The 20,819-nt window shown below is 71.1% G+C and carries 22 protein-coding genes; 4 read left to right on the top strand and 18 right to left on the bottom strand.

All coding sequences use genetic code 11. The annotated features are described in order from the left end of the window. Positions 1 to 1,068: 1,068 nt before the first annotated feature. Entirely contained in the window at positions 1,069 to 1,467 is a 399-nt protein-coding gene (locus OG946_RS18990) for a hypothetical protein (protein WP_326797254.1), read from the top strand. Positions 1,468 to 1,557: 90 nt separating this feature from the next. Here OG946_RS18990 and OG946_RS18985 read toward each other — a convergent pair whose 3' ends face one another. The 5 genes from OG946_RS18985 to OG946_RS18965 all read right to left on the bottom strand — a co-directional run bounded on the left by OG946_RS18985 (position 1,558) and on the right by OG946_RS18965 (position 8,926). Beyond that, the gene (locus OG946_RS18985) at positions 1,558 to 1,854 is read right to left on the bottom strand and encodes an Imm53 family immunity protein (protein WP_326797253.1); all 297 of its coding nucleotides are present in this window, start codon (positions 1,852 to 1,854) and stop codon (positions 1,558 to 1,560) included. Further along, the gene (locus OG946_RS18980; protein ID WP_326797252.1) at positions 1,841 to 6,292 is read right to left on the bottom strand and encodes a DUF6531 domain-containing protein; all 4,452 of its coding nucleotides are present in this window, start codon (positions 6,290 to 6,292) and stop codon (positions 1,841 to 1,843) included. The genes OG946_RS18985 and OG946_RS18980 overlap by 14 nt, the downstream gene beginning before the upstream one ends. A gap of 294 nt (positions 6,293 to 6,586) precedes the next feature. Next, positions 6,587 to 7,027, bottom strand: a complete 441-nt coding sequence (locus OG946_RS18975; RefSeq protein ID WP_326797251.1) for a TIGR03668 family PPOX class F420-dependent oxidoreductase — start codon at positions 7,025 to 7,027, stop codon at positions 6,587 to 6,589. A gap of 256 nt (positions 7,028 to 7,283) precedes the next feature. Further along, the gene (locus OG946_RS18970) at positions 7,284 to 7,964 is read right to left on the bottom strand and encodes a DUF1707 SHOCT-like domain-containing protein (protein WP_326797250.1); all 681 of its coding nucleotides are present in this window, start codon (positions 7,962 to 7,964) and stop codon (positions 7,284 to 7,286) included. Between the two features lie 686 nt (positions 7,965 to 8,650). Continuing rightward, positions 8,651 to 8,926, bottom strand: coding sequence for a LuxR C-terminal-related transcriptional regulator (locus OG946_RS18965; RefSeq protein WP_442814411.1), 276 nt, complete (start codon positions 8,924 to 8,926; stop codon positions 8,651 to 8,653). A gap of 63 nt (positions 8,927 to 8,989) precedes the next feature. On the opposite strand from OG946_RS18965, the gene OG946_RS18960 reads away from it, so the two are divergent. Continuing rightward, a complete protein-coding gene (locus OG946_RS18960; RefSeq protein WP_326800479.1) occupies positions 8,990 to 9,283 on the top strand; it encodes a hypothetical protein in 294 nt (97 codons plus the stop codon). Positions 9,284 to 9,328: 45 nt separating this feature from the next. Here the strand turns inward: OG946_RS18960 and OG946_RS18955 are convergent, their stop codons facing one another. After that, positions 9,329 to 9,913, bottom strand: coding sequence for a TerD family protein (locus tag OG946_RS18955; protein ID WP_047016992.1), 585 nt, complete (start codon positions 9,911 to 9,913; stop codon positions 9,329 to 9,331). A 229-nt stretch (positions 9,914 to 10,142) separates the two neighbouring features. Continuing rightward, positions 10,143 to 11,498 (bottom strand): BTAD domain-containing putative transcriptional regulator, encoded by a 1,356-nt coding sequence (locus OG946_RS18950; RefSeq protein ID WP_326800307.1) that lies wholly within the window; start codon positions 11,496 to 11,498, stop codon positions 10,143 to 10,145. A 100-nt stretch (positions 11,499 to 11,598) separates the two neighbouring features. Between OG946_RS18950 and OG946_RS18945 the strand changes: the two genes are divergently transcribed. Further along, positions 11,599 to 12,165, top strand: a complete 567-nt coding sequence (locus tag OG946_RS18945) for a hypothetical protein (RefSeq protein WP_326797249.1) — start codon at positions 11,599 to 11,601, stop codon at positions 12,163 to 12,165. A gap of 1 nt (position 12,166) precedes the next feature. On the opposite strand, the gene OG946_RS18940 is transcribed toward OG946_RS18945, so the two are convergent. The 6 genes from OG946_RS18940 to OG946_RS18915 form a co-directional block, all read right to left on the bottom strand. After that, entirely contained in the window at positions 12,167 to 12,454 is a 288-nt protein-coding gene (locus OG946_RS18940) for a type II toxin-antitoxin system RelE family toxin (protein WP_326797248.1), read from the bottom strand. Continuing rightward, the gene (locus OG946_RS18935) at positions 12,451 to 12,738 is read right to left on the bottom strand and encodes a type II toxin-antitoxin system Phd/YefM family antitoxin (protein WP_326797247.1); all 288 of its coding nucleotides are present in this window, start codon (positions 12,736 to 12,738) and stop codon (positions 12,451 to 12,453) included. Before OG946_RS18935 ends, OG946_RS18940 begins: the two co-directional genes overlap by 4 nt. Positions 12,739 to 12,818: 80 nt before the next feature. Then, a complete protein-coding gene (locus OG946_RS18930) occupies positions 12,819 to 13,385 on the bottom strand; it encodes an AfsR/SARP family transcriptional regulator (RefSeq protein WP_326797246.1) in 567 nt (188 codons plus the stop codon). A gap of 58 nt (positions 13,386 to 13,443) precedes the next feature. Beyond that, positions 13,444 to 13,851 carry a hypothetical protein gene (locus OG946_RS18925; RefSeq protein ID WP_326797245.1) on the bottom strand — a complete coding sequence of 136 codons (408 nt, stop codon included), beginning with the start codon at positions 13,849 to 13,851 and terminating at the stop codon, positions 13,444 to 13,446. An 88-nt stretch (positions 13,852 to 13,939) separates the two neighbouring features. Further along, positions 13,940 to 14,482: a GNAT family N-acetyltransferase gene (locus tag OG946_RS18920; RefSeq protein WP_326797244.1), complete on the bottom strand. Its 543-nt coding sequence runs from the start codon at positions 14,480 to 14,482 to the stop codon at positions 13,940 to 13,942. Beyond that, positions 14,479 to 15,201, bottom strand: coding sequence for a hypothetical protein (locus tag OG946_RS18915; RefSeq protein ID WP_326797243.1), 723 nt, complete (start codon positions 15,199 to 15,201; stop codon positions 14,479 to 14,481). The genes OG946_RS18920 and OG946_RS18915 overlap by 4 nt, the downstream gene beginning before the upstream one ends. A gap of 191 nt (positions 15,202 to 15,392) precedes the next feature. Between OG946_RS18915 and OG946_RS18910 the strand changes: the two genes are divergently transcribed. Then, entirely contained in the window at positions 15,393 to 15,818 is a 426-nt protein-coding gene (locus OG946_RS18910; protein ID WP_326797242.1) for an ATP-binding protein, read from the top strand. Between the two features lie 31 nt (positions 15,819 to 15,849). On the opposite strand, the gene OG946_RS18905 is transcribed toward OG946_RS18910, so the two are convergent. Genes OG946_RS18905 through OG946_RS18885 form a run of 5 tightly spaced genes read right to left on the bottom strand, consistent with a single transcriptional unit; the run spans position 15,850 to position 20,811 of the window. After that, positions 15,850 to 16,860, bottom strand: coding sequence for an ABC transporter ATP-binding protein (locus tag OG946_RS18905; protein ID WP_326797241.1), 1,011 nt, complete (start codon positions 16,858 to 16,860; stop codon positions 15,850 to 15,852). After that, entirely contained in the window at positions 16,857 to 17,870 is a 1,014-nt protein-coding gene (locus OG946_RS18900; RefSeq protein WP_326797240.1) for an ABC transporter ATP-binding protein, read from the bottom strand. The genes OG946_RS18905 and OG946_RS18900 overlap by 4 nt, the downstream gene beginning before the upstream one ends. 17 nt (positions 17,871 to 17,887) lie before the next feature. Further along, on the bottom strand, positions 17,888 to 18,799 hold the full coding sequence (locus OG946_RS18895) for an ABC transporter permease (RefSeq protein WP_326797239.1): 912 nt from the start codon (positions 18,797 to 18,799) through the stop codon (positions 17,888 to 17,890). Beyond that, complete coding sequence (locus OG946_RS18890; protein ID WP_326797238.1) at positions 18,796 to 19,722, bottom strand: ABC transporter permease; 927 nt, start codon at positions 19,720 to 19,722, stop codon at positions 18,796 to 18,798. The genes OG946_RS18895 and OG946_RS18890 overlap by 4 nt, the downstream gene beginning before the upstream one ends. Before the next feature lie 6 nt (positions 19,723 to 19,728). Next, the gene (locus OG946_RS18885) at positions 19,729 to 20,811 is read right to left on the bottom strand and encodes a LacI family DNA-binding transcriptional regulator (RefSeq protein ID WP_326797237.1); all 1,083 of its coding nucleotides are present in this window, start codon (positions 20,809 to 20,811) and stop codon (positions 19,729 to 19,731) included. Between the last annotated feature and the right edge of the window lie 8 nt (positions 20,812 to 20,819).

Below are 20,819 nucleotides of genomic sequence, written 5' to 3'. Positions count from 1 at the left end.
TTGGCGGCCCCCCTCATACCAGAGTGAGGAACTCCCTGGGGAGCGACAACCGGGCACCGCTCACCTCGCAGGACACGTCACTCACTGCCACCGTACCGGTTTACCAGCTCGCAGTGACCCACCGCCCATTCCTTGATCACCAAAGCCGGAGCTTGAGAAGGAGGCACGTGTCGTTTACCTTCGCGAGCTTGGTGTTCCTTGATCGACTCGGCGCGTTTGACGGCCGTGCCGACGTTGTGGTGCTTGGCCCGGTGTGCGTTCTTCGAGCCGGGTGGCCGCCCCGGCCCGGTCCGGACGGTTTCGGTGCGGCTGCCGGGCGGGCCGCCGCCGCGCGGACGACTCGAAACCCTCGGCGGACGGCGCTCCCCGTGCCATTCCCATGCCATAGGCGGCGGAGAAGACGGGTCGGCAAAGGACACAGAGCGGGCCTTATCGGCTTCCCCTACGGGGACATCGCCGCAGGTCGGACACACATCGCGCACTTCAAGGCGGTGGGATTCCCAAGCTCCGAGCGCAGGTTCGGTTCCCGTCGCCCGCTCCAGACAGGAGGCCCAGGTCAGCGACCGGGTCCTTTCGTGTTTTCCCGAGACTTGCGGTCACCCTGCACCTCCAGGACCGATCAGCAGGGGGACCACACGTGCACACTGCGTCGTACCCGCTTTCCCAGTCGGCGGAGCTTCCGGCCGACCGCTAGCACAGCGATACCCCCTTCGCGTGGAATACCGCCGGTTACGCTCGGGCCCGCCGGCCGGAGTACTACCGTCCTGACGCCCAACGGCCCCCACGCCAGTTTCACCTTCTCCTTCCGCGGGAGTACGACATGACCGCGCACGAGTTCGTGCGCTGGTGGGCTGACGCAGCCGTGACGGCCTGGCGATCGTCGGTCTTCGGGACACCCGCACTTCCGACGCGCATGGGCGCGGCGGCGCCTCACACGTTCATGGACGAGGAGGAGTTGGCCACGTTGCCCAGAGCAGACGGGCACGCACGCGAGCTTGTGAAGCTTGGTGCGCTCATAGGACCGCCTCCTGCTGGCTGGAGTTCCGGCTCGGATGAGAACCACGGGGAGTGCCGCACATCGTCGAGGACCTTCCTGCCGGCGCGCGAGCCTTCGCCTCCGATCCTGATCACTACGACTTCTACGCCGAGCGGTGCGTGAAGGATCTCAAGCTGACTGCCCCGCCACCGGCGCCGCCGACACCATCCGCGTTCGATCTACGTTTGCTGTGCTGTCGAGGTGAAGACGAGCATGGACTCACGTTGCGCTACTCGGGAGTGACCGAGGCGATGGTGACCACCGACGACGGCGGACCGTTCGAGTTGACGGACTTCAACAGCCTGCGACTCGATGAGATCCTGCCCCACGAGAAGGGATGCAGCCACGAGCTGCGGTTCACTCAGGGCACTGTCCGTATCGTCTGCACGGATCTTGAAGCGATCTGGGACCCGGCGCCGCAATCGCGCTGACATCGCGCGCTGACAGCAGGCTCTGAGCCCACTTGGCCGACGTGGCTTCTGATCGGATGGATCCCCGGGCAGGGCGCAAGGGCGTGGTGCTCAGGGCGAGAGGAAGTCCAGTGTCGCGCGGACGGCTCTTTCCAGGTCCTGGGGGCCGCATGCGACCCGCAGGATGCGGCCGTCCGCGGATCTGTGCAGCCACGAGCCGTCGATACCTTCCTCCGATTCGGGTGCAAGGGTGACGCCGTCCTTGCTCGTGCCGGGCAGATCGACCTGGATGAGCCATCCGGGGTTGTCCAAGGTCTCGATCTTCACCCCGAACTCGTGCTCCCAGTCACCGTCGCACTGCTCTGCATACCAAGCGCCCAGCGCGCGGAGCGGATCACGGGTTTCCACCGGGGGTTATCTCCCAGGGCTCGGCCGGCCGGGCAGAGCCGTCCGGCAGGTTGATGTGGGGTGTGGGGATGACCTGGCCTGTCGTCTTGTCGAAGTGCGGCTGGCCCTGCATGTCTGCACGTTTCACCATCTCCCACGGCGCAGGGTTCTTGGGATTGGACTGGGGAGCCCACTCTGCGTAGTGAACCACACGCCCGGTTGAGGCGTCGCGCCGGAACGTCGTGTGTGGTCCGGTCGCGTTGGGGTCCGGCCGCAGCCCCTTCTTCCGGCCCTTCCCCCCGTTGCCGGCCGGCGGGCTGTGTGCGGCCAGGCCGAGTGGGTCGGTCCAGGTGGTGGGGTTGTGGGGGTAGGTGTACGGGTTGGGGGCGGGGGTCAGGCCCAGCGGGTCGAGGGTGGCGTAGCGGCCGGTGGCCGGGTCGTAGTGGCGGAGGACGTTGTAGTGCCAGCCGGTTTCGGTGTCCGCGTACTGGCCGGGGAAGCGCAGCGGCATCTCGTCGTCGTCACCGCTCGTCGCGAGGGGCAGTCCCCAGAGCGTGGACCTCTGCCGCCACGCCGTCGCGCCGTCCTCGTCGACGAGTTCGGTGGGGGTGCCGACGAGGTCGGTGACGATGGCGTAGAACTCGCGGTCGATCTCGTTCTGGCCCGGTGTATGCCGGGTCTGGGTGAGCGGCTGCAGTTCGCGGTGGTTCCAGGTCAGGGTGACCGGAGCCGCGGACGAGCCGCCCGTGGTGGCCTGTTCGACGAGCGTGGACCCGTCCCAGGTGAAGTCGGTACGTTCCGCTGCCGCGCCGGTGGCGTCGAGGCGCTCCTTGGCCACGCGGCGGCCGAAGCCGTCGTAGCGGTAGCGCCAGGTGGTGCCATCGGGGGTGACGGCAAGGGTGAGGCGGCTGTCGGCGTCCCAGGTGTAGTGCCAGGTCTCGGGCTTCTTCGACAGCCGGCGGCGCTGCCGCAGAACGATACGGCCGGCGGCGTCGTACTCGTAGCGGACGCGGCCGGCCCGGGTGAGGAGGGTGCCCTGGAATTCGCGGTCGCCCGCGGCGTCCGCCCCGGGCGGGTCGCCGGCTGTCGGCCAGTGGGCTTCGGTCTGGTTGCCGGTGGCGTCGTAGACGTAGGTCTCCCGGCTGGTGGCGCCAGCGGTACCGGCGGCGGCCAGCACCCGGCCCAGCGCGTCGAGATCGTACGTCCGGACGCCGGCGAGGCCGTCATCGAGCGCGGTGAGGTGACCGTCGGCGCGGTAGCGGTAGCGGCGTACGGCAGCCGCCCGGGCCGTGGGCCCGTCGACCGTCTGACGGGTGAGGCGGCCTGCCCGGTCCCACTGCTGGGTGCAGGTCAGCCGGTCTCCGACCCTGCGCGCGGTCTCGCGTCCGAGGGGGTCGTGGTCGAAGGTGAGGGTGCGTCCGTCGGTGGTGAGCGTGGCTGCGAGGCCGTCGGGGGTGTAGGTCCACTCGCTGTGGTGCCCGGAGGGTGTGGTTCGGGTCACCTGCCGGTCGGCGGCATCGTAGGTGAAGGCGAGCGTGCGGCCGTTGGTGGTCTCGGTGAGGAGATTGCCCAGCGGGTCGTAGGTGCGGGCGAGATCGACGCCCGGGGTGGCGGCGCGGGTCACCCGGCCCAGCGCGTCGTACTCGTAGCGGCTGATGCCCTGCTCCGAGGTCGTGGCCGTCACCCGCCCCAGGAGGTCGTAGTCATGGGAAAGGCGCTGTCCCACGGCGTTGGTACGGGTGCGTATCTGGTCGGCGGCGTCGTAGGTGTAGCGGGTGACGCGGCCGTCGAAGTCGGATTCCGACACCAGACGGCCCGCTTCGTCGTAGTCGTAATCCCAGGTGCGGCCGGCCGGATCGGTGACCTGGAGGAGGTTCAGCTCGGCATCGCGGGTGTAGCGGTAGGCGGCGCCGTCCGGGTAGGTGGTGGAGGTCATCTGATCGAAGGCGCCGTACGTGTACGTGGTGGTGGCCCCGCCGGCCTCACGCCGGGCGAGCAGGTTGCCCTCCGGGTCCCACTCGAGCGTCTCCGCACCGCCGAGCGGATCGGTGCGCTCCAGCAGGCGTCCCTCCACCGACCACCGGCTGCGGGTACACGCGCCAAGCGGATCGGTCAGGGTGACCGGCCGGCCGAAGGCGTCCCGCGTGAGGGTGGTCGTCTCCCCAACGGGGTCGGTGACGGCGATCGGCAGGCCGGCTGCGTCGCACCGGACCCGGGTCTGTCCGCCGGCGGCGTCGGTGACCGAGGTCAGCCCTCCGTGCTCGTCGTAGCTGAAGCGGCTGCGACGGCCCGCGGGGTCGAGGGTGGCGACACGGTTGCCGCGGGCATCGTAGGCGAACTCCCAGCGGGAGCCGTCGGCTTCCACCAGTTCCACCGGCAGGCGCAGCTCGTTGTAGACGGCCTGCTTGCGGCTGCCGTCGGGGAGCACCAGGGTGGCCAGGTCTCCTGTGGTGTCGTACGCGTAGCGTGTGGTGCGGCCGAGGGGGTCGATGTAGGCGCTGAGCCGCTCGTCGAGGTCGTACTCGTGCCGGATGGTACGGCCGTGGGCGTCGGTCTGGGCGACGAGCTGGAAGCCGTCGTTGAACTCGTACACGGTGCTGTGGCCGCGCGAGTCGGTCGCCGTGGTGCGCAGGTGCTCCGGCTCGTAGCGATAGGAGTACTCCAGGGCCCGGTCCGTTCCCGTGGAGAACACACAGCGGCCGGCGTCGTCGTACTCGTAGCGGTACCAGGTCCCGTTGCGATCCTCCCAGCGGGTCAGCCTCGCCTCTTCGTCGTAGGAGAAGAGCAGGGGCAGTCCGGAGGAGTTGAAGACCTTCTCCACCAGGCCGTTGTCGTCGTAGTCGTAGGCAAGCAACACGGGCTCCGCGGGGTCGGACAGCAGCCGCAGGGAGGTCACGCGCCTCTCGTAGACGGCGACACCGACGCGGTAGCCGCCGGAGTGCGCGAGTTCTCGGAGCTCGCCGTCGTCGCGGTACCGGAAGTCGACGCGGTTGCCGTTGCGGTCGATGACGGCGGATATCGGCAGCTCGCCCCCTGGCCGGCCCGGCACCGGGGCGAAGAGAAGGACTCGCCCGGCCTCCGGCTGTTCGACGACGAGCGGGGCGCCCGGCCTACCGTCCCACGTCAGGCCCCAGCGCGGACCGGCGACGGGGAAGACGGCGGTCTCCCCGTCCGCGAGAGGTGTCGGGTAGACGAGGGTCATGCCGTCGGCAGTGAGGAGGTGCACCGCATCGTCGGTGAGAGTGAGCCGCTGATCCAGCGTGGATACCCACGAGCTGCCGAAGTAGCGACCGTCGGTGTACGTGGTGATGTGGTGGCGCTCGATGACCAGCGGAAGCACCCCGGGCAGCTCGACATCGGTGGCCGACAAGGTCATCTCGCCGGTGGCGACGTCCACCGGGTCGCCGCAGCCGTTGCGCTTGAACATCTGCACGGCCTGTTTGCGGAATGCCTTGCCCATGCCCTTCACGCCCGCCGACATGGCCTTCAGGCCGCCCTTGGCGACAGCCTTGAGGCCGCCGGCCATCTTGCCGAGCTTGGCGAGGGAGGTGATGCCCTTCATGCCGGGGATGCAGTCCAGCGCGGCGAAGGCGACGTCCCAGAGGGAGGCTTGGCCGTTCATGTACTTGTAGAGGGTGTCGGCGAGGACGACGAGGGCGGCGGCGAGAACGACCCAGGCGAGCGGTCCGCCGATGATGAGGACGACGATGCCGAGGACGGCGACGATGACCTTGCAGACGTTGACGATGGTGTCCCAGTTGTCCTTGACCCAGTCGACCGCCTTCTCCCACCACTTCCGGTTCTGAATACCGGCGTCGGAGGCTTCTTCCAGCTTGTCCTTGGCCTCGGAGGCGGCGTCCTCGCGCATCTTCTTGGCGTCGGCGGCCATCTTCTTCGCCGCTTCGAGGCCGGACTCGGCGTTGTCGACGGCCGTCTGGGCGCTGGACTGGGCGGACTTGGCGTCGGTGGCGTTGCGGGTGGCGGCGCGTACCTCGGACTCGTCGGGCTTCTCCTTGCCCTCTTTCTCGTCGTACTCCTCGGTCTTCTTCGTCGCCCGGTCCACCCAGGAGTTCGCGGAATCGAGGCGTCCGTTGGCGGCGGTCAGATCGCTCTGGGCTTCGCGGCCCTTGGCGAGGGCCTTGTCGGCCAGCGACTGGGCGCGCTCCAGCTTCGGCCAGTACGCCGCGAGCGCATCACCCGCCAGGTCGTACGACCGCTGGAGCTTCTTCAGATTCTTGGGGACCTCTTCGAACTCGTCCTGGAACGCCTTCGCGGTCTTCCCCGCCCACCGCAGCAGCGCGTCCTCACCGGCCATGCCCTTGATCTGCCGCAACGCATCCGCCACATCGTCGGCGAAGTCGTGCAGCTCGCGCGCCAGGCGCTTGACCCGCTCCGGATCCCCCGGCACCGGATCCTCGTCCAAGTCGAGTATGTGCCAGTCCGTCGGTCGATTCCCCACCACTCCCAGCCCCTTCATGCCACCAGGTCAGCGGTTGCACGAGCACCGTTCAGGCTACCTTCGCCACCGTTCACACAGCAGCAAGCCGTCGCCACGGGCCTCGGCGCCACTCGCGTGCCCTACACCGCGGGGAACACGAGACAATGGAGGTCAGTGGTTCCGCTCCGCACTGATGCCGTCCGCTCTTCACAAGTCGCCACGGCTCAGAGGCTCGTCGACTTTTCAGTATCGGGGATTCCCAAGCTGCGAGCGCGGGTTCGGTTCCCGTCGCCCGCTCCAGACAGGAGGCCCAGGTCAGCGACCCGGGTCTGTCGTGTGGTCGGTGGAAGCCCACCCGGTCCAGGTCACGACATGGATAGCGACCACCGCACCCGGCGGGGGTGCTTCCTGGTACTGACGGTACTTCTGTTGCAGCAGCTCGACGGCTGGCAGGCGGCCGGCATCGTCTTCCCGGATGTCAGCTCGTCCGTCGGCGCGGGCCCACCACAACGATGCCCAGTCGTCGGCATAGTGATCAGCGATGACCGACACGGACGGGTTCTCCGCGATGTTGCGCAGCCGGCGCAGGTCGGTCGTGCGCTTCGGCTTGTGATCGATGGCGAAGACGATCACATCTCCGTCGACGGCGAAGGTGATGGGCACCACGTGCGGCACACCTGCCCCGTCGGCCGTAGCCAGTCGCGCAACGGGGGAGCCCATGAAGCGATCACGAGCCTCAACCGGGGAGAGGTTCACGGGCCGAAGGTACACACAGTGCCGGATCCATGCACGCAGGCTGTGACAGCAGTCCACGTGCCCTACGCTGAGCGATCGCCTGGGGAGGGGAGACTGTGCGGTACGCGCGGATCTTGAAGCGATCTGGGACCCTGCGCCGCAATAGCACCGGCATCGCCCGCTGAGATTCCTCACCGCATCCTCCGTGCGGAGGGCGTCCGCTACCAGCTCCGCCACGCCCTGCTCCAGGACAGGCTCGCCCCGGCTCACGGGAGCACTACCTGCGCAGCAGCCACTGCCCGAACGTCCGCCGCCGCGGCCGTACCACCACGCGGCCGTGGGCCTTCTGCCCGTACAGCTCCACCCGCAGCCTGACCGGCACACCGGGATCCGCGGGCGGCTCGCGGAACACGACCTTGCTGTGCACCAACTGCAGGCCGTCGGTGTCGACCACGATGCCGGGACCGGTGACCAGCGTCAGGTTCTTCCCCATCATGGCCACGTCGATCCGCAGGGTGTCCTGCGTGATCACCGCGTCGGTGAAGTCGAGGGTCACCTCGCAGTAGGTCACCGCGAGTTCCAGCCTGCGCGGCACCACCCAGCGCCCCACGCGCTCGATCGCGCCGCTGTGGATCTGCTCGATCCTGACCAGGTCCTTCACCTCGGCCCCGGCCGCGCCGGCACCGGCCGACACGGGCGGCAGATCGGCGGTGAGCACGGCCAGTTCGCTGCGGGTACGGGCCGACAGGGCGGCCTCCACGCGCTGGTCCAGCTCGTCCGCGGTCAGCAGGCCCTCCCCCGCGGCGATCCGCAGTACGTCCACCACCCGGTCCCGGTCGGCGTGCGAGGCGCGCAGTTCGGGCTGCGAACCCGGCGACCCCTGCGCCCCCGGTGCGCCGGGCGAGCCAGGCGAGCCCGGGCCGGAGTTCTGTCCGGTGGGCGAGATCTCTCCCGACATGCTTCCGTCCTGTTCCGTCCCGGTGCCCTCACACGTTCGCGCGGCGCATACATCGGCGCGACCACCAGACTAGCGCTATATCGCGACACACATCCGGCCCCGCACTCACGCCGGTTGCCGAGGGTGCAGACGGTGATGCCGAGTCGGGCAACTCGGCCCGGCCGGAACGGGAGTGGCCGTGTTCGGGAGGTTCGCCCATGGGGACCGCTGCTCCTTCGTCGCCGGCCCCCGGCCCCCGGCCGCCAGTCGCCGGTCACCGGCCGCCCGTCGCCCGTCGCCCCGCTCGGCGCGGGTCGTCGGATCGAGTGGATCTGGCCGAATGCCGATGTCGCGGACACCAGAGTAAAGGGATAGTAAATCCGGGCGGCGAGCCCCACGGGGGACACCGCTACGAGGAGGACCACGGGCGTCGCGGCCCGGGGATGGGCACGGTCGCCGTCGCGGCGGCCGGCGGCCTCGCGGCGGGCGTCGTGGGCGGGATGGTCGCCGCGGAGGTCGTCGACGAGATCGGCGACGCCTTCGAGGACGAGGAGGAGTAACCCCGCCTCCCGCAGCCGCCCGCCGCGGCCCGGCGGCGGGCGGACGGCCTTCGGGGCGGCCCGCCGGGGGGGGCGCCCTGACCGCGCCCGCGAGCATCGCCGCGGCGGCCTCCCTTGCCTGCCGGGTCAGGTGTCGAGCGCAGCCCGCTACCCGTCCAGAGCCCTTTGCCGACGCAGGTGGGCCAGGACGGCGCGGACGCGGCGGTGGCCGCTGTCGCCCGGGGCCAGGCCGAGTTTGAGGAAGACGTTGCCGATGTGCTTGTGCACGGCGTTGTCGGTGATGACGAGCCGCCGGGCGATGGTCGCGTTGTCGTGGCCCTCGGCCATCAGCGCGAGCACCTCGCGCTCCCGTGCCGTGAGCGCGTCGACGGGGTCGCCGCGCGCGGCGAGGAGCTGGGCGACGACCTCCGGGTCCATGGCCATGCCGCCGCCCGCCACCCGGCGCTGCTCGGGGGCGAGTTGCTGCCGCGGGCGCGGCTCGCGGAGATGCGGGAGACCGTGCCGGTCAGCGAGGAGTTGCAGGAGTTCTGGCCGGGCGGGCGCTACGGCCTCGGCCTCGTCGAACGCCCGCTGTCCTGCGGCGGCGGCTACTGGGGCCACGGCGGCGGCGAAGCCGGCTACATCACCGTGAACGGCGCCACCGCCGACGGCGGCCGGGCCGTCACCGTCTCGATGTCCACCGCGCTGGGGGACTCACACGACAGCATGCTCCGGCAGGAGCGGGTCGCGGGCGAACTCGTCGACCGCGCGCTGTGCGACACCGGCGGCGGGGGGAAGTAGCGTCCGCCCAGGGAGGCGGCGTCCCGGGCGAACGCTTCCTGGTTGCTACTTGCCTGCGGCGAAGCGCATGAGCGAGTGCTCGTTGCCCTGCTTGATCTTGCCGGTCTCGTTGATCACCTGCAGCCGCCAGGTCTCCCCGCTGCGGGTGGCCTTGGCGACGGCGCAGCCGTTGTCGGTGGTGAGCAGGCTGGGCCAGATGTCGGCGACCTGCGCGGTGCTGCCACCGGAGGCGTCGTACACCTTGAAGCTGATGTTGCGGGCCTTCTGGAAGCTGCTGCCCTTCTTGTAGGCGGCGGCGACGAAGACGATGGCCGTGATCTGGTTCGGGATCCGGGAGAACTCGACGGTGACCGTCTCGTCGTCGCCGTCGCCCTTGCCGGTCTGGTTGTCGCCGCTGTGCACGATCGCGCCGTTGCCCATGGGGTCCAGCGAGTCGAGACCGGCGAGCCGGACCGGGTCGGATCCCGCCATGGCGATGGCGATCAGGTCGAGGTCGGTGCCCTTGGTCTGGCGCAGCTTGCCCATGATGCCGCCGCTGCTCCCGACCGTGGGGTCCCAGGAGACCCCTATCGACAGGTGGGTAACCCCGGCCAGGTCCGCCGGTTCGTCATCTTTCGTCAGCGTGATCATTCCCGATCCCTTGGTGGTGAGACGGTGCAATCCGAGCGGCTCCGGCGCCCCATGGGCCTCGGGTGACAGCCGCTCCGTGTGGGAACATACCGTGCCGGGCCGGGCGCCAGGGAAGTACGGCGCCCCCGATTCACCCCGGAACCACCCCTCCGAGGAGGCTGATTCCTGTACGCGGCCGGGGCCGGTCGACGGCCTGGGGGGCCGACGGCCTGGAGGGCCACACCCGCCCTCAGTCGGGGCAGCCCACGCCCTCCCGGGCCGCGCAGGTGCCCAGGGAGCACCAGCGGCGGCGGCCCGGGGCGTCGAGGAACAGCCAGCCGCAGTCCGGTGACGGGCACGCCGTCACCGTGAAGCGCTGCGGGTCGGCGAGCAGGTCGGCGGCGCTGCGGGCGATCGCCAGCACCGGCAGCCGCAGGCCGGTCGAGGCGGGCAGCCGCCAGCGGCCCAGGCCGTCGTCGTCGCGGTGGAACTCCGCCGCCCGGGCGGCGGCTTCCGCCGTGCGCGCGACCTGCTTGAAGGCGCGCCGGTCGGTCGGGTCGACGAAGCAGTCGTGCATCGCGGTACGCAGCTCGCGGGCCTCCGCCAGCACTTCCAAAGCGGCGGCGGGCTGCTGCTCCGCCTGCTGGAGGAGCTGGGTGACCAGCCAGTCCTCCACGAGGCCGAGGTGGCAGGACCACACGGCGAGCGCCCGGTAGCCGGTCAGCCATTCCGCGCCGGCCGCGCGGGCGCCGTCCCAGCCGGCCCAGGTGTTGCAGAACTCCAGGGCGGGCTGGCCGCTGGTGTGCAGGGGCAGGCGTACGTCCCGGACCTGGACGCCGTACGCGGGCAGCAGCGGTTCGTCAAGCGAGGGGTCGGCGCCGAGCACCTTCGCGTGTACGTCGCGGAGGGCGGGACCGGGTGCGACGCCCAGCTCGGCGGCGAGGGCGAGGCGGGTGGTGCGGTAGACATCGAGGGCTTCGGCCTGGCGGCCGGCGCGGTAGAGGGCGGTCATCAGGGCCGCGACGAGCCGTTCGCGCAGCGGGTAGCGGGCGACCAGGGGCCGGAGTTCGGCGGCGAGCGGGCCGCTGCCGTCGCGGGCCCCGCCGCGGCCGGTGTGCAGCCGGTCCTCGGCGCGCTGCTCCAGGGCGCCGAGCCGGAGTTCGGCCAGCTCCGCGCCGAGCCGGGCGCGGAGTTCGCCGTCCGCGAGCCCGTCGAGGAGTTCCCCGCGCCACAGGGCCAGCGCCTCCTCGGTACGGCGCAGCCGCTCCGCGGGGTCGCGCAGCGCGGCGGCGGCGCGGGCCCGTTCGGCGAACTCGGCGGCGTCGGTCCGCCACCCGCCCGGCTCGGCGGCGTATCCGTCGCCGCGGGTCACGATCCGTACCCCGTACGGCCGGAGGGCCACCCGCAGCCGGCTGACGTAGGTGTGCAGCGTGCCCCGCGCGCCGCCCCCGTCCCACAGCACCTCCGCCAGCCGCCCGGCGGCCACCGCCCGCCCCGGGGCGAGCAGCAGCACCGCGAGCAGCAGCCGCTCCTGGCGCCGCCGGCTCAGCGAGACGGGGGCGCCGTCGCGTACCGCCTCGAAGGGCCCGAGCAGGCGGAACTCCAACACGAGGGCAGCGTACGCCGGTTGTGGTGAGCGGACGGTGAGGCGGCGGGACCAGGCTCGGAGGACGAGCACGCGCCCCGATCCGAAGGAGCCGGTACCCATGCGCCGTTACGCAGCAGCCACCGCCGCAGCGCTCTGCCTGACCGCGACCCTGGCCGCCCCGGCGGCAACGGCCGCGGCCGGGGAGAGCGACGACGAGGGCTGGCGCCCGGTCGACTACCCCCCGGTGAACTACCCCGCGGGCGAACGCTGCGACTTCCCCTTCCGCACCGAACCCATCCTCGACGAGACCATGGTCAAGACCGTCGCCACCTACCCCGACGGCTCCCCGAAGACCGAGCTGTACAAGGGCGCCCTCATCGTCCGCGTCACCAACCTGGAGACGGGCGCCGGTTACGACGCGGACGCGGGCGGCCGCTCGATCGTCCGGTACGCCCCGGACGGCGGCCACGTCTCCTACGCCACGGGCCCGGTCCTCATCGGCTTCAAGGACGGCCAGGGCAACCTGCCCCGCGGCGAGTACCTGGTCGACGGCGTCTACACCCTGGAGATCACCGCGTCCGGCTACCGCACGGTGACGTGGAAGGAAGGCACGAGGAAACTGACCGACGTCTGCAACAAGATCGCCTGGCCGGGCGGCGTCACGCCCGCGAGACACCGCCGGTGATCTACAGAGCGCGGTACACGTCGCGGCGGTCGCCGACGGCGACGACCCAGATGACGAGTTCGCCGTTGTCGACCGTGTACACCACCCTGTAGTCCCCGACGCGCAGCCGGGACATGCCCTCTTGGCCAGTCAGCGGCTTGATGTCGAAGGCCGAAGTGTCGCCCTTGTCCATGGCGCGCTGGAACTCCCCGAGGCGAATGAGGATCCTGCGCGCCTCGCGGAGCGGCACGGCCCGCATCTGCCGCTGAGCGGCCTGGGTGAATTTCGTGCTGTAGACACCGTCGGTCATGCCTGGCCAGCCTCGCCCAGGATCTCAGCGGCGAGGTCTTCCAGGGTGACGGTCGGTTCGCGCCCTTCGGCCAGGGAATCTGCGGCCAGCCGAGAGAGCCAGGCGTCCTCGACGCTCTCCTCGAGTTTCTTGAGGCGCTGGTACTCGTCCAGGTCGAGAATCACGGCCTCGGCCTTGCCCCGCCGGGTGATGATGGTCGGGGTGGCTTCCCGGCGCGCACGGTCGACGGTGTCGGCCAGGTGGGCCCGCACTTCGGCCATGGCTTCGACGATGGGCTCACTCATGCAACCAATGTACCAGATGTACATCTGAGCCCGGACCGTTCCACTCTCTGTGTGATCGCACCAGTACGCTACGCGAGGACTCACCCCTCCGGCCGGTTGCGGTGCTGGGCCAGGACCAGTAGCTCGCGCAGGCGGTCGTTGAGGGGGTTTGTGGGGGTGAGGGCGGTCAGGTCCGCGACGGCCTCATCGTAGCGGCCCGTGGCGAGGTCGAGTTCGACCCGTCGCTCCAGCAGGGTCTGCCGCCACTTCGAGAGCCGCTCGCGGTGCCGCTCGGCGTACGGGCCCGGCACCCCGGCGAGCGGCTCGCCGACGAAGAACTGGAGGGCGGTCGCGTACAGGTCGCGGGCGTGTTCGGCATGCCCCGCGGCGGCGGCGGCCTCGGCCGACGAGGCCCGTTCCTCCGCGACGGCGAGGTCGAACTCGCTGTCACGGATCCGGAGTGCGTACCTTCCGGCATCGTGTACGAGCGTGTCGGGGCCGAGGCACTTGCGCAGCCGGTAGGCGTACGTGCGCAGGGCGGCCTGTGCCGACTCCGGGGGGTTCTCCCAGATGCCCTCGATCAGTTCCTCGGGGGAGGCGGCGCGGCCGTCGCTGAGCAGCAGGATGGCCAGCAGCGCGCGCTGCCGGGGCGTGCCGATCTGCAGCATCTCCCCCCCGGGCCGGGCGCGGAGCGGTCCGAGCACCGAGAACTGGACGGAGTCCGCGTCATCCGGGGCCCGGGGAGGTGCCGGCGGGGTGCCCTCCTGACAGTCCCCCGAGCGTGCCGCCACCGACTCCACCAGGGCACGCGCGTCGGTGCGCCGCCGCTCCGGGAACGAGCAGCGCGGCGGCCTCGTACTCCGCACCCGCGAACGCGCGCAGCGTGGCGAGCGCCTGGGGGTGGCTCGCGCCGAGGACGGCCGCGGTCTTCTGGGCGGCGAGGGCGAGGACGTCGACCGCCCGCTCCATGCGGTCGCGGTCGGCGGCGGACGCCTGGACGATCGCCGCCTCGATCTCGGGCCCGCGGTCGGCAAGCGGTGCGGTCGTGCCGCTCCTCCTGCCGATCTGCCGGCCTCCGCCGGCGGCGTCGAGTTCCACCGTCTCCACCCTCACCAGGGAGGCAGAAGTCGCCACCGTTTTCCCCTATCCGCACGCACCGTCGGGAGCCGAAGTCCAGCATGACACCCCCGGCGCCCCGACATGGCTGCTGAGCGCCCCGGCCTCAGCGCAGTTGGAGGACCATGACGTCGTAGCGCGGTGAGTCCGGGAACGGCTGCGACTGTCCGACCTTCTTGTATCCCCAGCGCTCGTAGAGCGAACGAACCCTCGGGTGGGCGGTCTCCACGGTCAGCGAGGCGTGGTCTTCCGGGCGCTGATGCATCAGCTCGTCGTGAATGCCGCGGGCAACCTGGGTTCCGCGCCAGGGAGTACGCACCATGATCTCGCAGAGGCCGAAGACGGTGCGGCGGCCGAAGTCGTGGACGTCGGGGCTGACCGGATCGATCACCGCCTCCCACTCCTCGGGGCTGTCCGGCCGGCCATACGCATAGCCGACGACGACGCCATCGACCTCGCCCACGACGCACGACCAGCCTGGCGTGGACGTGTGGCCTTCAAGGCGGCGTTCGAACCTGTCCACGGAGAAGAAGGGATCCTCGGCGGCCTCGGCGGCGTAGACCTCCGCGTACACCTCGATCAGCGTGTGGCGGATCTCCGGCAGTCGGCCACGGTTGTAGGTGCTCAGGGTGAGCACTTCGCCGGTCACGCTGCAACCATCCGGTAGCGCTCCATGAACTCGGCGGTCGCAGGGGTGAACCGTCCGTGTCCGAGCGATCGGCCGAACCGGCGCAGATGGGTGGTCCAGCGCGGGCTGCGCACGTTGGGCAGCAGGTCGAGGGCCCGGTGCCCGGCAGCCAGCGCCTCCTCGGGTTCACCGGCAGCCTGGGCATTGCGCGCCAGGCTCACGTGCGTGGCGAACGCGTTGCGCCGGAACTCACCGACTCCCATGAGCGTCTGGGCCTGGCGGTCGGCCTGGAGAGCGTCGGTGAAATCGCCCAGGTTGTAGTGGCAGAGGGCTGCCTGACCGGTCAGCTCCGCGGGTCCGCAGAAAGCCAGCCACGGCGGGGGTTGCGGCGAAGCGCGGTCGAGTTCCTGCTCTGCGCGGTGGAGCGACTGCCCGCAACGCCCGCGTTGGCCGGTGATGGAGTGGCCCAGGGCAACCCGGGTGTGGAGCAGGGCGGACAGCCGGCGGAAGCCGAGTTCGTCGGCACGGCGGCCGAGGACCGCTTCCAGCGGCAGCCTGGTGGCGTCGCGGGGCCACGCGATCTCGCCGGTCAGCAGGCGGCGCACCTGGCGATCACTGCATCTTCCCGGCGAGCCGTACAGCTTCTCGTGTTCCTCGTTAATGGCCTCTGCCAGGTCATCTTGGGTGTAGCCGCCCTTTTCGATGGCCTGTTGAAGAGCTTGGTTCAGGTGTAACGGCATCAGCATCAACTCCTGCGACCCGCGCCACAGTAGTGGTCCGATTACCGATTGTGGAGAGAATCGTCCGCCCGGGGTGAAGCATCCGCCCCGGCACCGTCCTTCCCGCCTACGCCCCTGCCGTCGGACCGTATTTCACATGCCGTGCCGGCTGAGCACGGCACACCGGCTTTGAGGCGATACAGGTGTCGTGTATGACGACCGATCAGAACAGAATGGCCAGCGTTTCTGTCATGAAGTGGCGGTGGCGGCGGCATCCCCGATGCGTGGGGCTGGCACGGGCTCAGTTGCGTAAGGCGTTGGCCGGGTGGGGACTGGTCGGGATTGAGGAACCGGCCTCGCTGGTGCTTTCGGAGCTGATGACGAACGCCGTGGTACATGCCCGTGTGCCACCGGGGCGGGAGATCCAGACGCGCTTTGTGCGGCAGGAAGACGGGGTGATTATCGAGGTGCACGACGCCTCGGACGTGTGGCCGAAGCAGCGGGTGCCCGATGACTGCGGCGGCTATGGATTGCTCATGGTCGAGAAGCTGGCGGCCCGGTGGGGAGTCGCCGAGCGCAACGGCATTGGCAAGATGGTGTGGGCGGTGGTGCTCGACACCACCGCCCCATCTGAGTGAAGCCATCGAGAAGTGGCCGTCCGGTGAACCTTCAGGACGCTGCCGGCACCTCCTGCCCCGCGTAGTGGCATGCCGCCGGGTGGGTGCCCTCGTTTCGTACGCGGAGGGCCGGGGCCTCCGACGCGCACAGGTCCGTCGCCAGGGGGCAGCGGGTGTGGAAGCGGCAGCCGGACGGGGGGTTGGCCGGGGAGGGGACCTCGCCGGTGAGGGGGAGGGTCGTGGTGGTGTCCGGGCGGTCGTGGACCGAGGGGGCCGCGGCCAGGAGGGCCTGGGTGTAGGGGTGCTGGGGGGACTCGAAGACCTGGGCCGCCGTGCCGTGTTCCACGATCGTGCCCAGGTACATCACCGCCACCTCGTCCGCGATGTGCCGGACCACGTCCAGGTCGTGGGAGATGAAGAGGTACGCGATCCCCAGCTCCCGCTGCAGATCCGCGAGCAGGTTCAGGATCTGGGCGCGTACGGACACGTCCAGCGCCGACACCGCCTCGTCGCACACGATCAGCTTCGGCCGCAGCGCCAGCGCCCGCGCGATGCTCACCCGCTGGCACTGGCCCCCCGACAGCTCGTGCAGGCGGCGGCCCGCGTACGACGCGTCCAGGCCCACCTGGGTCAGGAGGCTTGCCACCTCCTTCGCCTCGTCCGCCGGTGCCATCTCCTTGTGGATGTACCAGCCCTCCGCCACGATCTCCGCGACCCGCATCCTCGGGTTCAGCGACGTGTACGGGTCCTGGAAGACCATCTGCAGGTCGTTCGCCACCCGCCGCCGCTCGCGGCGGCCCGCCGTCGCCAGGTCCAGGCCCGCGAAGGAGACCGATCCCGCAAAGGGTTGCAGCAGGCCCACCACCGCGCGGGCCAGTGTCGACTTGCCGCAGCCCGACTCGCCGACGATGCAGACCGTACGTCCCGGCCGTACCGTCAGGTCCACGCCCGCGACCGCGTCGACACGGCGGCGGCCGAGGCCCGAGCGGCCCGCGACCGTGTAACCCGCGTGCAGGTCCCGGATGTGCAGCAGTGCCTCCGGCGTCTGCTCGCTCGTGCTCATGACGCCGCCTCCACGTTCCCCGCCTCGGCCAGGATCTTCCCGCTGTGGTGGCAGGCCGACCGGTGGGCCTGCCCCACCGCCGTCAGCGCGGGGTCTTCCGTCCCGCACACCTTCGTGGCGTACCCGCACCTCGGCGCGAACGCGCACCCCGCGGGCAGCGCCCCCGGCGCCGGCGGCTGGCCCTCGATCGGCACCAGCCGCCCCGGCCGCGCCGGGTCCGGGACCGCGTCCAGCAGGCCGCGCGTGTACGGGTGTGCCGGTGCCGTGTAGACGTCGTCCAGCGCGCCCGTCTCCACGATCCGGCCCGCGTACATCACCGCCACGTCCTGCGCGACGCGGGCCACCACGCCCAGGTCGTGCGAGACCAGCAGCATCGCCATCCCCGCCTCCGTCTGCCGCCGGGCGAGCAGCCGCAGGATCTGCGCCTGCACCGTCACGTCCAGCGCCGTCGTCGGCTCGTCGGCCAGCAGCACCGCCGGGTCCAGGGTGAGGGCCATGGCGATGACCGCCCGCTGCCGCATGCCGCCCGAGAACTCGTGCGGGTACGCGCCGTACTTGGCCTCCGCGTCGGGGATGCCGACGGTCCGCATCAGCTCCACCGCCCGCTCCCGGGCCGCGCGGCGGCCGGTGCCCCGGCGGCGTAGCGTCTCCGCGATCTGCCAGCCCACGGTGAACGACGGGTTGAGCGCCGCCATCGGGTCCTGGAAGACCATCGCGACCTTCGCGCCCCGCAGTTGCCGCCACTGCGCGTCGGTGAACCCGGCGGTGTCCCGGCCCTCGATCTCGACCGTCCCCGCGCTCACCCGCGCGCCCGCGGGCAGCAGCCCCATCAGGGCCAGCGACGTCAGCGACTTGCCGCTGCCCGACTCGCCGACCAGGGCGGTGACCCGGCCGGGTACGAGGTCGAGGTCGACCCCGCGGACGACCCGCCGCGCACCGTCGCGGCCGAAGCCTATGTGGAGGTCCCGGAGGCGGGCCGCCGGGGCCGGCTCTGCGGCCGTGGAAGACATCGTGCTCCCCTCTCTGCTCATATCTGCGACCGCGGGTCGGACACGTCCCGGAAGCCGTCCCCGATCACGCCCACCGCCGTGACCACCAGCGCCAGCGCCGCCGCCGGCATCGTGGAGATCCACCACGCCGAGCCCAGGTAGTCGCGCCCCACCGAGACGGTGGAGCCCCACGACGAGGTGTCGACCGGTACGCCGAGGCCGAGGAAGCTCAGCGACGCCTCCGCGACCATCACCAGGCCCACCTGCACCGTCGCCGCGACCAGCAGCGGCTGCCAGACGGACGGCAGCACGTGGCGGACCATGATGCGTACGTGTCCCGCCCCCAGTACCCGCGCCGAGTCGACGAACCCGAGCCGCCGGGTCGCCATCGCCGACGCGCGGGCGACACGGGCGAAGATGACCCACCTCGTGATCGCCAGCGTGATGACGATGTTGGTGACGCTCGGGCCGAGCACCCCGGCCAGCAGGATCGCCAGCAGGATGGAGGGGAAGGCGAGCTGGATGTCGCCGATGCGGGAGGCGATCGTGTCCGGCCAGCCGCCGAAGTAGCCCGAGACCAGCCCGACGACGAGGCCGACCGCGCCGCCGACCAGGATGGTCGCGCAGGCGACCAGCAGCGAGATCCGGGATCCTGCCAGCAGGTTGGCGAGCAGGTCGCGGCCCATCTGGTCGGTGCCCAGCCAGGCGATGTCGCCGGCGTCGGTGCGCTCCCCCGGCGACAGCAGCCGGTTCGGCAGGTCGGTGGCCACCGGGTCGTACGGGCGCAGCAGCGGCCCGGCGATCGCGGCGAGGACGAAGAGCGCGAGGATCCCGGCGCCTATCCACACCCGCACCGGCACCCGCCGCGCGGCGTCGCCGGGGGCCTTGCCCTTACGGGGCTCTTCTGCGGCGGGCGCCGGAGCGGGCGCGGCCGCGGTCGTGCTGCTCATGCGTCCTCCGGGGTGAGGCGGGGGTCGATGACGAAGTAGACGACGTCCACGAGCAGGTTCAGGACGATGTACGCCAGCGTGATCGTGAGGATCGCGGCCTCGACGACCGCGTAGTCGCGGTTGGTGATCGCGTCGACCATCAGCGAGCCGATGCCCGGCCAGGAGAAGACGACCTCGATGATGACCGCGTTGGCGATGAAGTTGCCCATCAGCAGGCCGAGTACGGTCACGACCGGGATCGCGATGTTGCGGCCGACGTGCACGTACTGGATCGTCCCCTCGCCCACGCCCTTCGCGCGGGCCGTACGGGCGTAGTCCTTGCCGCCCTCCTCCAGCGCGCTGCTGCGCACCAGCCGCGCGAGCCAGCCGATGAACGGCAGCGACAGCGTGAAGGCCGGCAGCAGCACCGCGCTGGGTGAGCCGTCGACGGTCGCGGGCAGCCAGTCGAGTCGGCGGGCGAAGATGAGGATCAGGACGATGCCGAGCCAGAACGACGGGATGGCCTGACCGGCGAGCGAGCCGGTGGAGACCACCAGGTCGAGCAGCTTGCCGGGGCGGCGGGCGCAGAGCATGCCCAGCGGGATCCCGATGGCGACGGTCAGCAGCAGCGCCGCCAGCGACAGGCTCAGGGTCGCGGGGAAGCGGTCCAGGGTGTTGCTGAGGGCGGAGCCGCCGAGGCGCCAGGAGTCGCCGAGGTCGCCGCGTACGATGCCGGCGAGGTGGTCGACGTACTGCCGCCACAGCGGGTCATCGAGGCCGAAGTCGGCCCGTACGCTCTCCAGTTGCTCGGCAGAGGCGTCCGGCCCGACGATCAGCTTGGCGGGATCGCCCGGCACGACGCGCACGATGAGGAACACCAGCGTCAGCGCGCCGAAGGCGACGACGACGGCCTGCGCGAGGCGTTTGGCGAGGAACGCGCCCATCATTGCTCACCTCTTCTTCGAAAGTGGTCCGGCGGAGGCGCGTACGACGAGTTCAGGGGCCAGGAGCGTACGGATCGGATCCGCGTCTTCCGCGACGGAGCCGGGCCCGGACTGCACCCGCTCCAGCAGCCGGTCGACGCCGGCCCTGCCCACGTCGGGCGCGGGCAGCCGGACCGTGGTCAGGGCCGGGTCGAGGTACGCGGAGAACGGGTGGTCGCCGTGGCCGACGACGCCGATGTCCGTGCCGACCCGCAGCCCCCGCTCGGTGAACGCCCGGTACAGGCCGAGCGCGTGGTAGTCGTTGCCCGCGAGCACCACCGCGCCGGGCCCCGCCCGCCGCGCCAGTTCCGCGCCGACGGCGTACGCCACCCCGGGGTCGAAGGGGCCCGAGGCCGGCACCCCCTCCGGCGCGGCCGCCGGATCCACGCGCACCACCGCGTCGTCGGGCGCCGCGATCCCGCGGGCCGCCAGCGTCTCGCGGAAGCCCCGGATACGTTCCGAGACCGGCGAGATCTCCAGGTCCTCCTCGACCAGGTACAGCTCGGTCGCCCCGCCGTCCAGCACGTGCTCGGTCGCCGCGCGCGCACCGGCGTAGTAGTCGACGCCCACGACGTCGGCGTCCAGCTCCGGCAGGTGCCGGTTGAGCAGCACCACGGGCGTACCGGACTTGCGCAGCCGGCTCCAGTGCTCCGCGCCGTGCTGCACGGGTATGGCCAGCACGCCGTCGACGCCCCAGCGCATCAGCTCCTCGGCGGCGCGGCGCTCGTTCTCCGCGGAGTCCTCGGTGACCATGAGCATCAGCGAGTAGCCGCGTTCGCGGCCGCGCTCCTCGATCGCGGAGATGAGGCGGGCGTAGAAGGGGTTGGCCGGGTTGGTGATGACGAGCCCGAGGGTCATGGCGTTCCGCAGCACGAGGGAGCGGGCCATGGTGTTGGGCACGTAACCGAGGCGTTCCGCCTCCTCCTTGACCCGCTCGCGGGTCTCGGGGCTCACCGCGTCCTTGTCGGCGAGCGCCCGGGAGACGGTGTTGACCGACAGGTCGAGCGACAGGGCGATGTCGCGCAGCGTGGGTCGGCGGCGTGGGGTCATGGGATCCT

This window comes from Streptomyces sp. NBC_01808 (assembly GCF_035917395.1).
In the GTDB taxonomy this organism is placed as follows: Bacteria; Actinomycetota; Actinomycetes; order Streptomycetales; family Streptomycetaceae; genus Streptomyces.
Note: the sequence above shows the minus strand (reverse complement) of the source record. Positions and strands in the feature narration are given on the sequence as shown.

Bases quoted from the DNA above. Each gene is read 5' to 3' on its own strand.
- OG946_RS18970 (WP_326797250.1), bottom strand. From the start codon at position 7,964: ATGTCGGGAGAGATCTCGCCCACCGGACAGAACTCCGGCCCGGGCTCG.
- OG946_RS18965 (WP_442814411.1), bottom strand. From the start codon at position 8,926: ATGGCCATGGACCCGGAGGTCGTCGCCCAGCTCCTCGCCGCGCGCGGC.
- OG946_RS18960 (WP_326800479.1), top strand. From the start codon at position 8,990: ATGCGGGAGACCGTGCCGGTCAGCGAGGAGTTGCAGGAGTTCTGGCCG.
- OG946_RS18955 (WP_047016992.1), bottom strand. From the start codon at position 9,913: ATGATCACGCTGACGAAAGATGACGAACCGGCGGACCTGGCCGGGGTT.
- OG946_RS18945 (WP_326797249.1), top strand. From the start codon at position 11,599: ATGCGCCGTTACGCAGCAGCCACCGCCGCAGCGCTCTGCCTGACCGCG.
- OG946_RS18940 (WP_326797248.1), bottom strand. From the start codon at position 12,454: ATGACCGACGGTGTCTACAGCACGAAATTCACCCAGGCCGCTCAGCGG.
- OG946_RS18935 (WP_326797247.1), bottom strand. From the start codon at position 12,738: ATGAGTGAGCCCATCGTCGAAGCCATGGCCGAAGTGCGGGCCCACCTG.
- OG946_RS18930 (WP_326797246.1), bottom strand. From the start codon at position 13,385: ATGCTGCAGATCGGCACGCCCCGGCAGCGCGCGCTGCTGGCCATCCTG.
- OG946_RS18915 (WP_326797243.1), bottom strand. From the start codon at position 15,201: ATGCCGTTACACCTGAACCAAGCTCTTCAACAGGCCATCGAAAAGGGC.
- OG946_RS18910 (WP_326797242.1), top strand. From the start codon at position 15,393: ATGACGACCGATCAGAACAGAATGGCCAGCGTTTCTGTCATGAAGTGG.
- OG946_RS18905 (WP_326797241.1), bottom strand. From the start codon at position 16,860: ATGAGCACGAGCGAGCAGACGCCGGAGGCACTGCTGCACATCCGGGAC.
- OG946_RS18900 (WP_326797240.1), bottom strand. From the start codon at position 17,870: ATGTCTTCCACGGCCGCAGAGCCGGCCCCGGCGGCCCGCCTCCGGGAC.
- OG946_RS18895 (WP_326797239.1), bottom strand. From the start codon at position 18,799: ATGAGCAGCACGACCGCGGCCGCGCCCGCTCCGGCGCCCGCCGCAGAA.
- OG946_RS18890 (WP_326797238.1), bottom strand. From the start codon at position 19,722: ATGGGCGCGTTCCTCGCCAAACGCCTCGCGCAGGCCGTCGTCGTCGCC.
- OG946_RS18885 (WP_326797237.1), bottom strand. From the start codon at position 20,811: ATGACCCCACGCCGCCGACCCACGCTGCGCGACATCGCCCTGTCGCTC.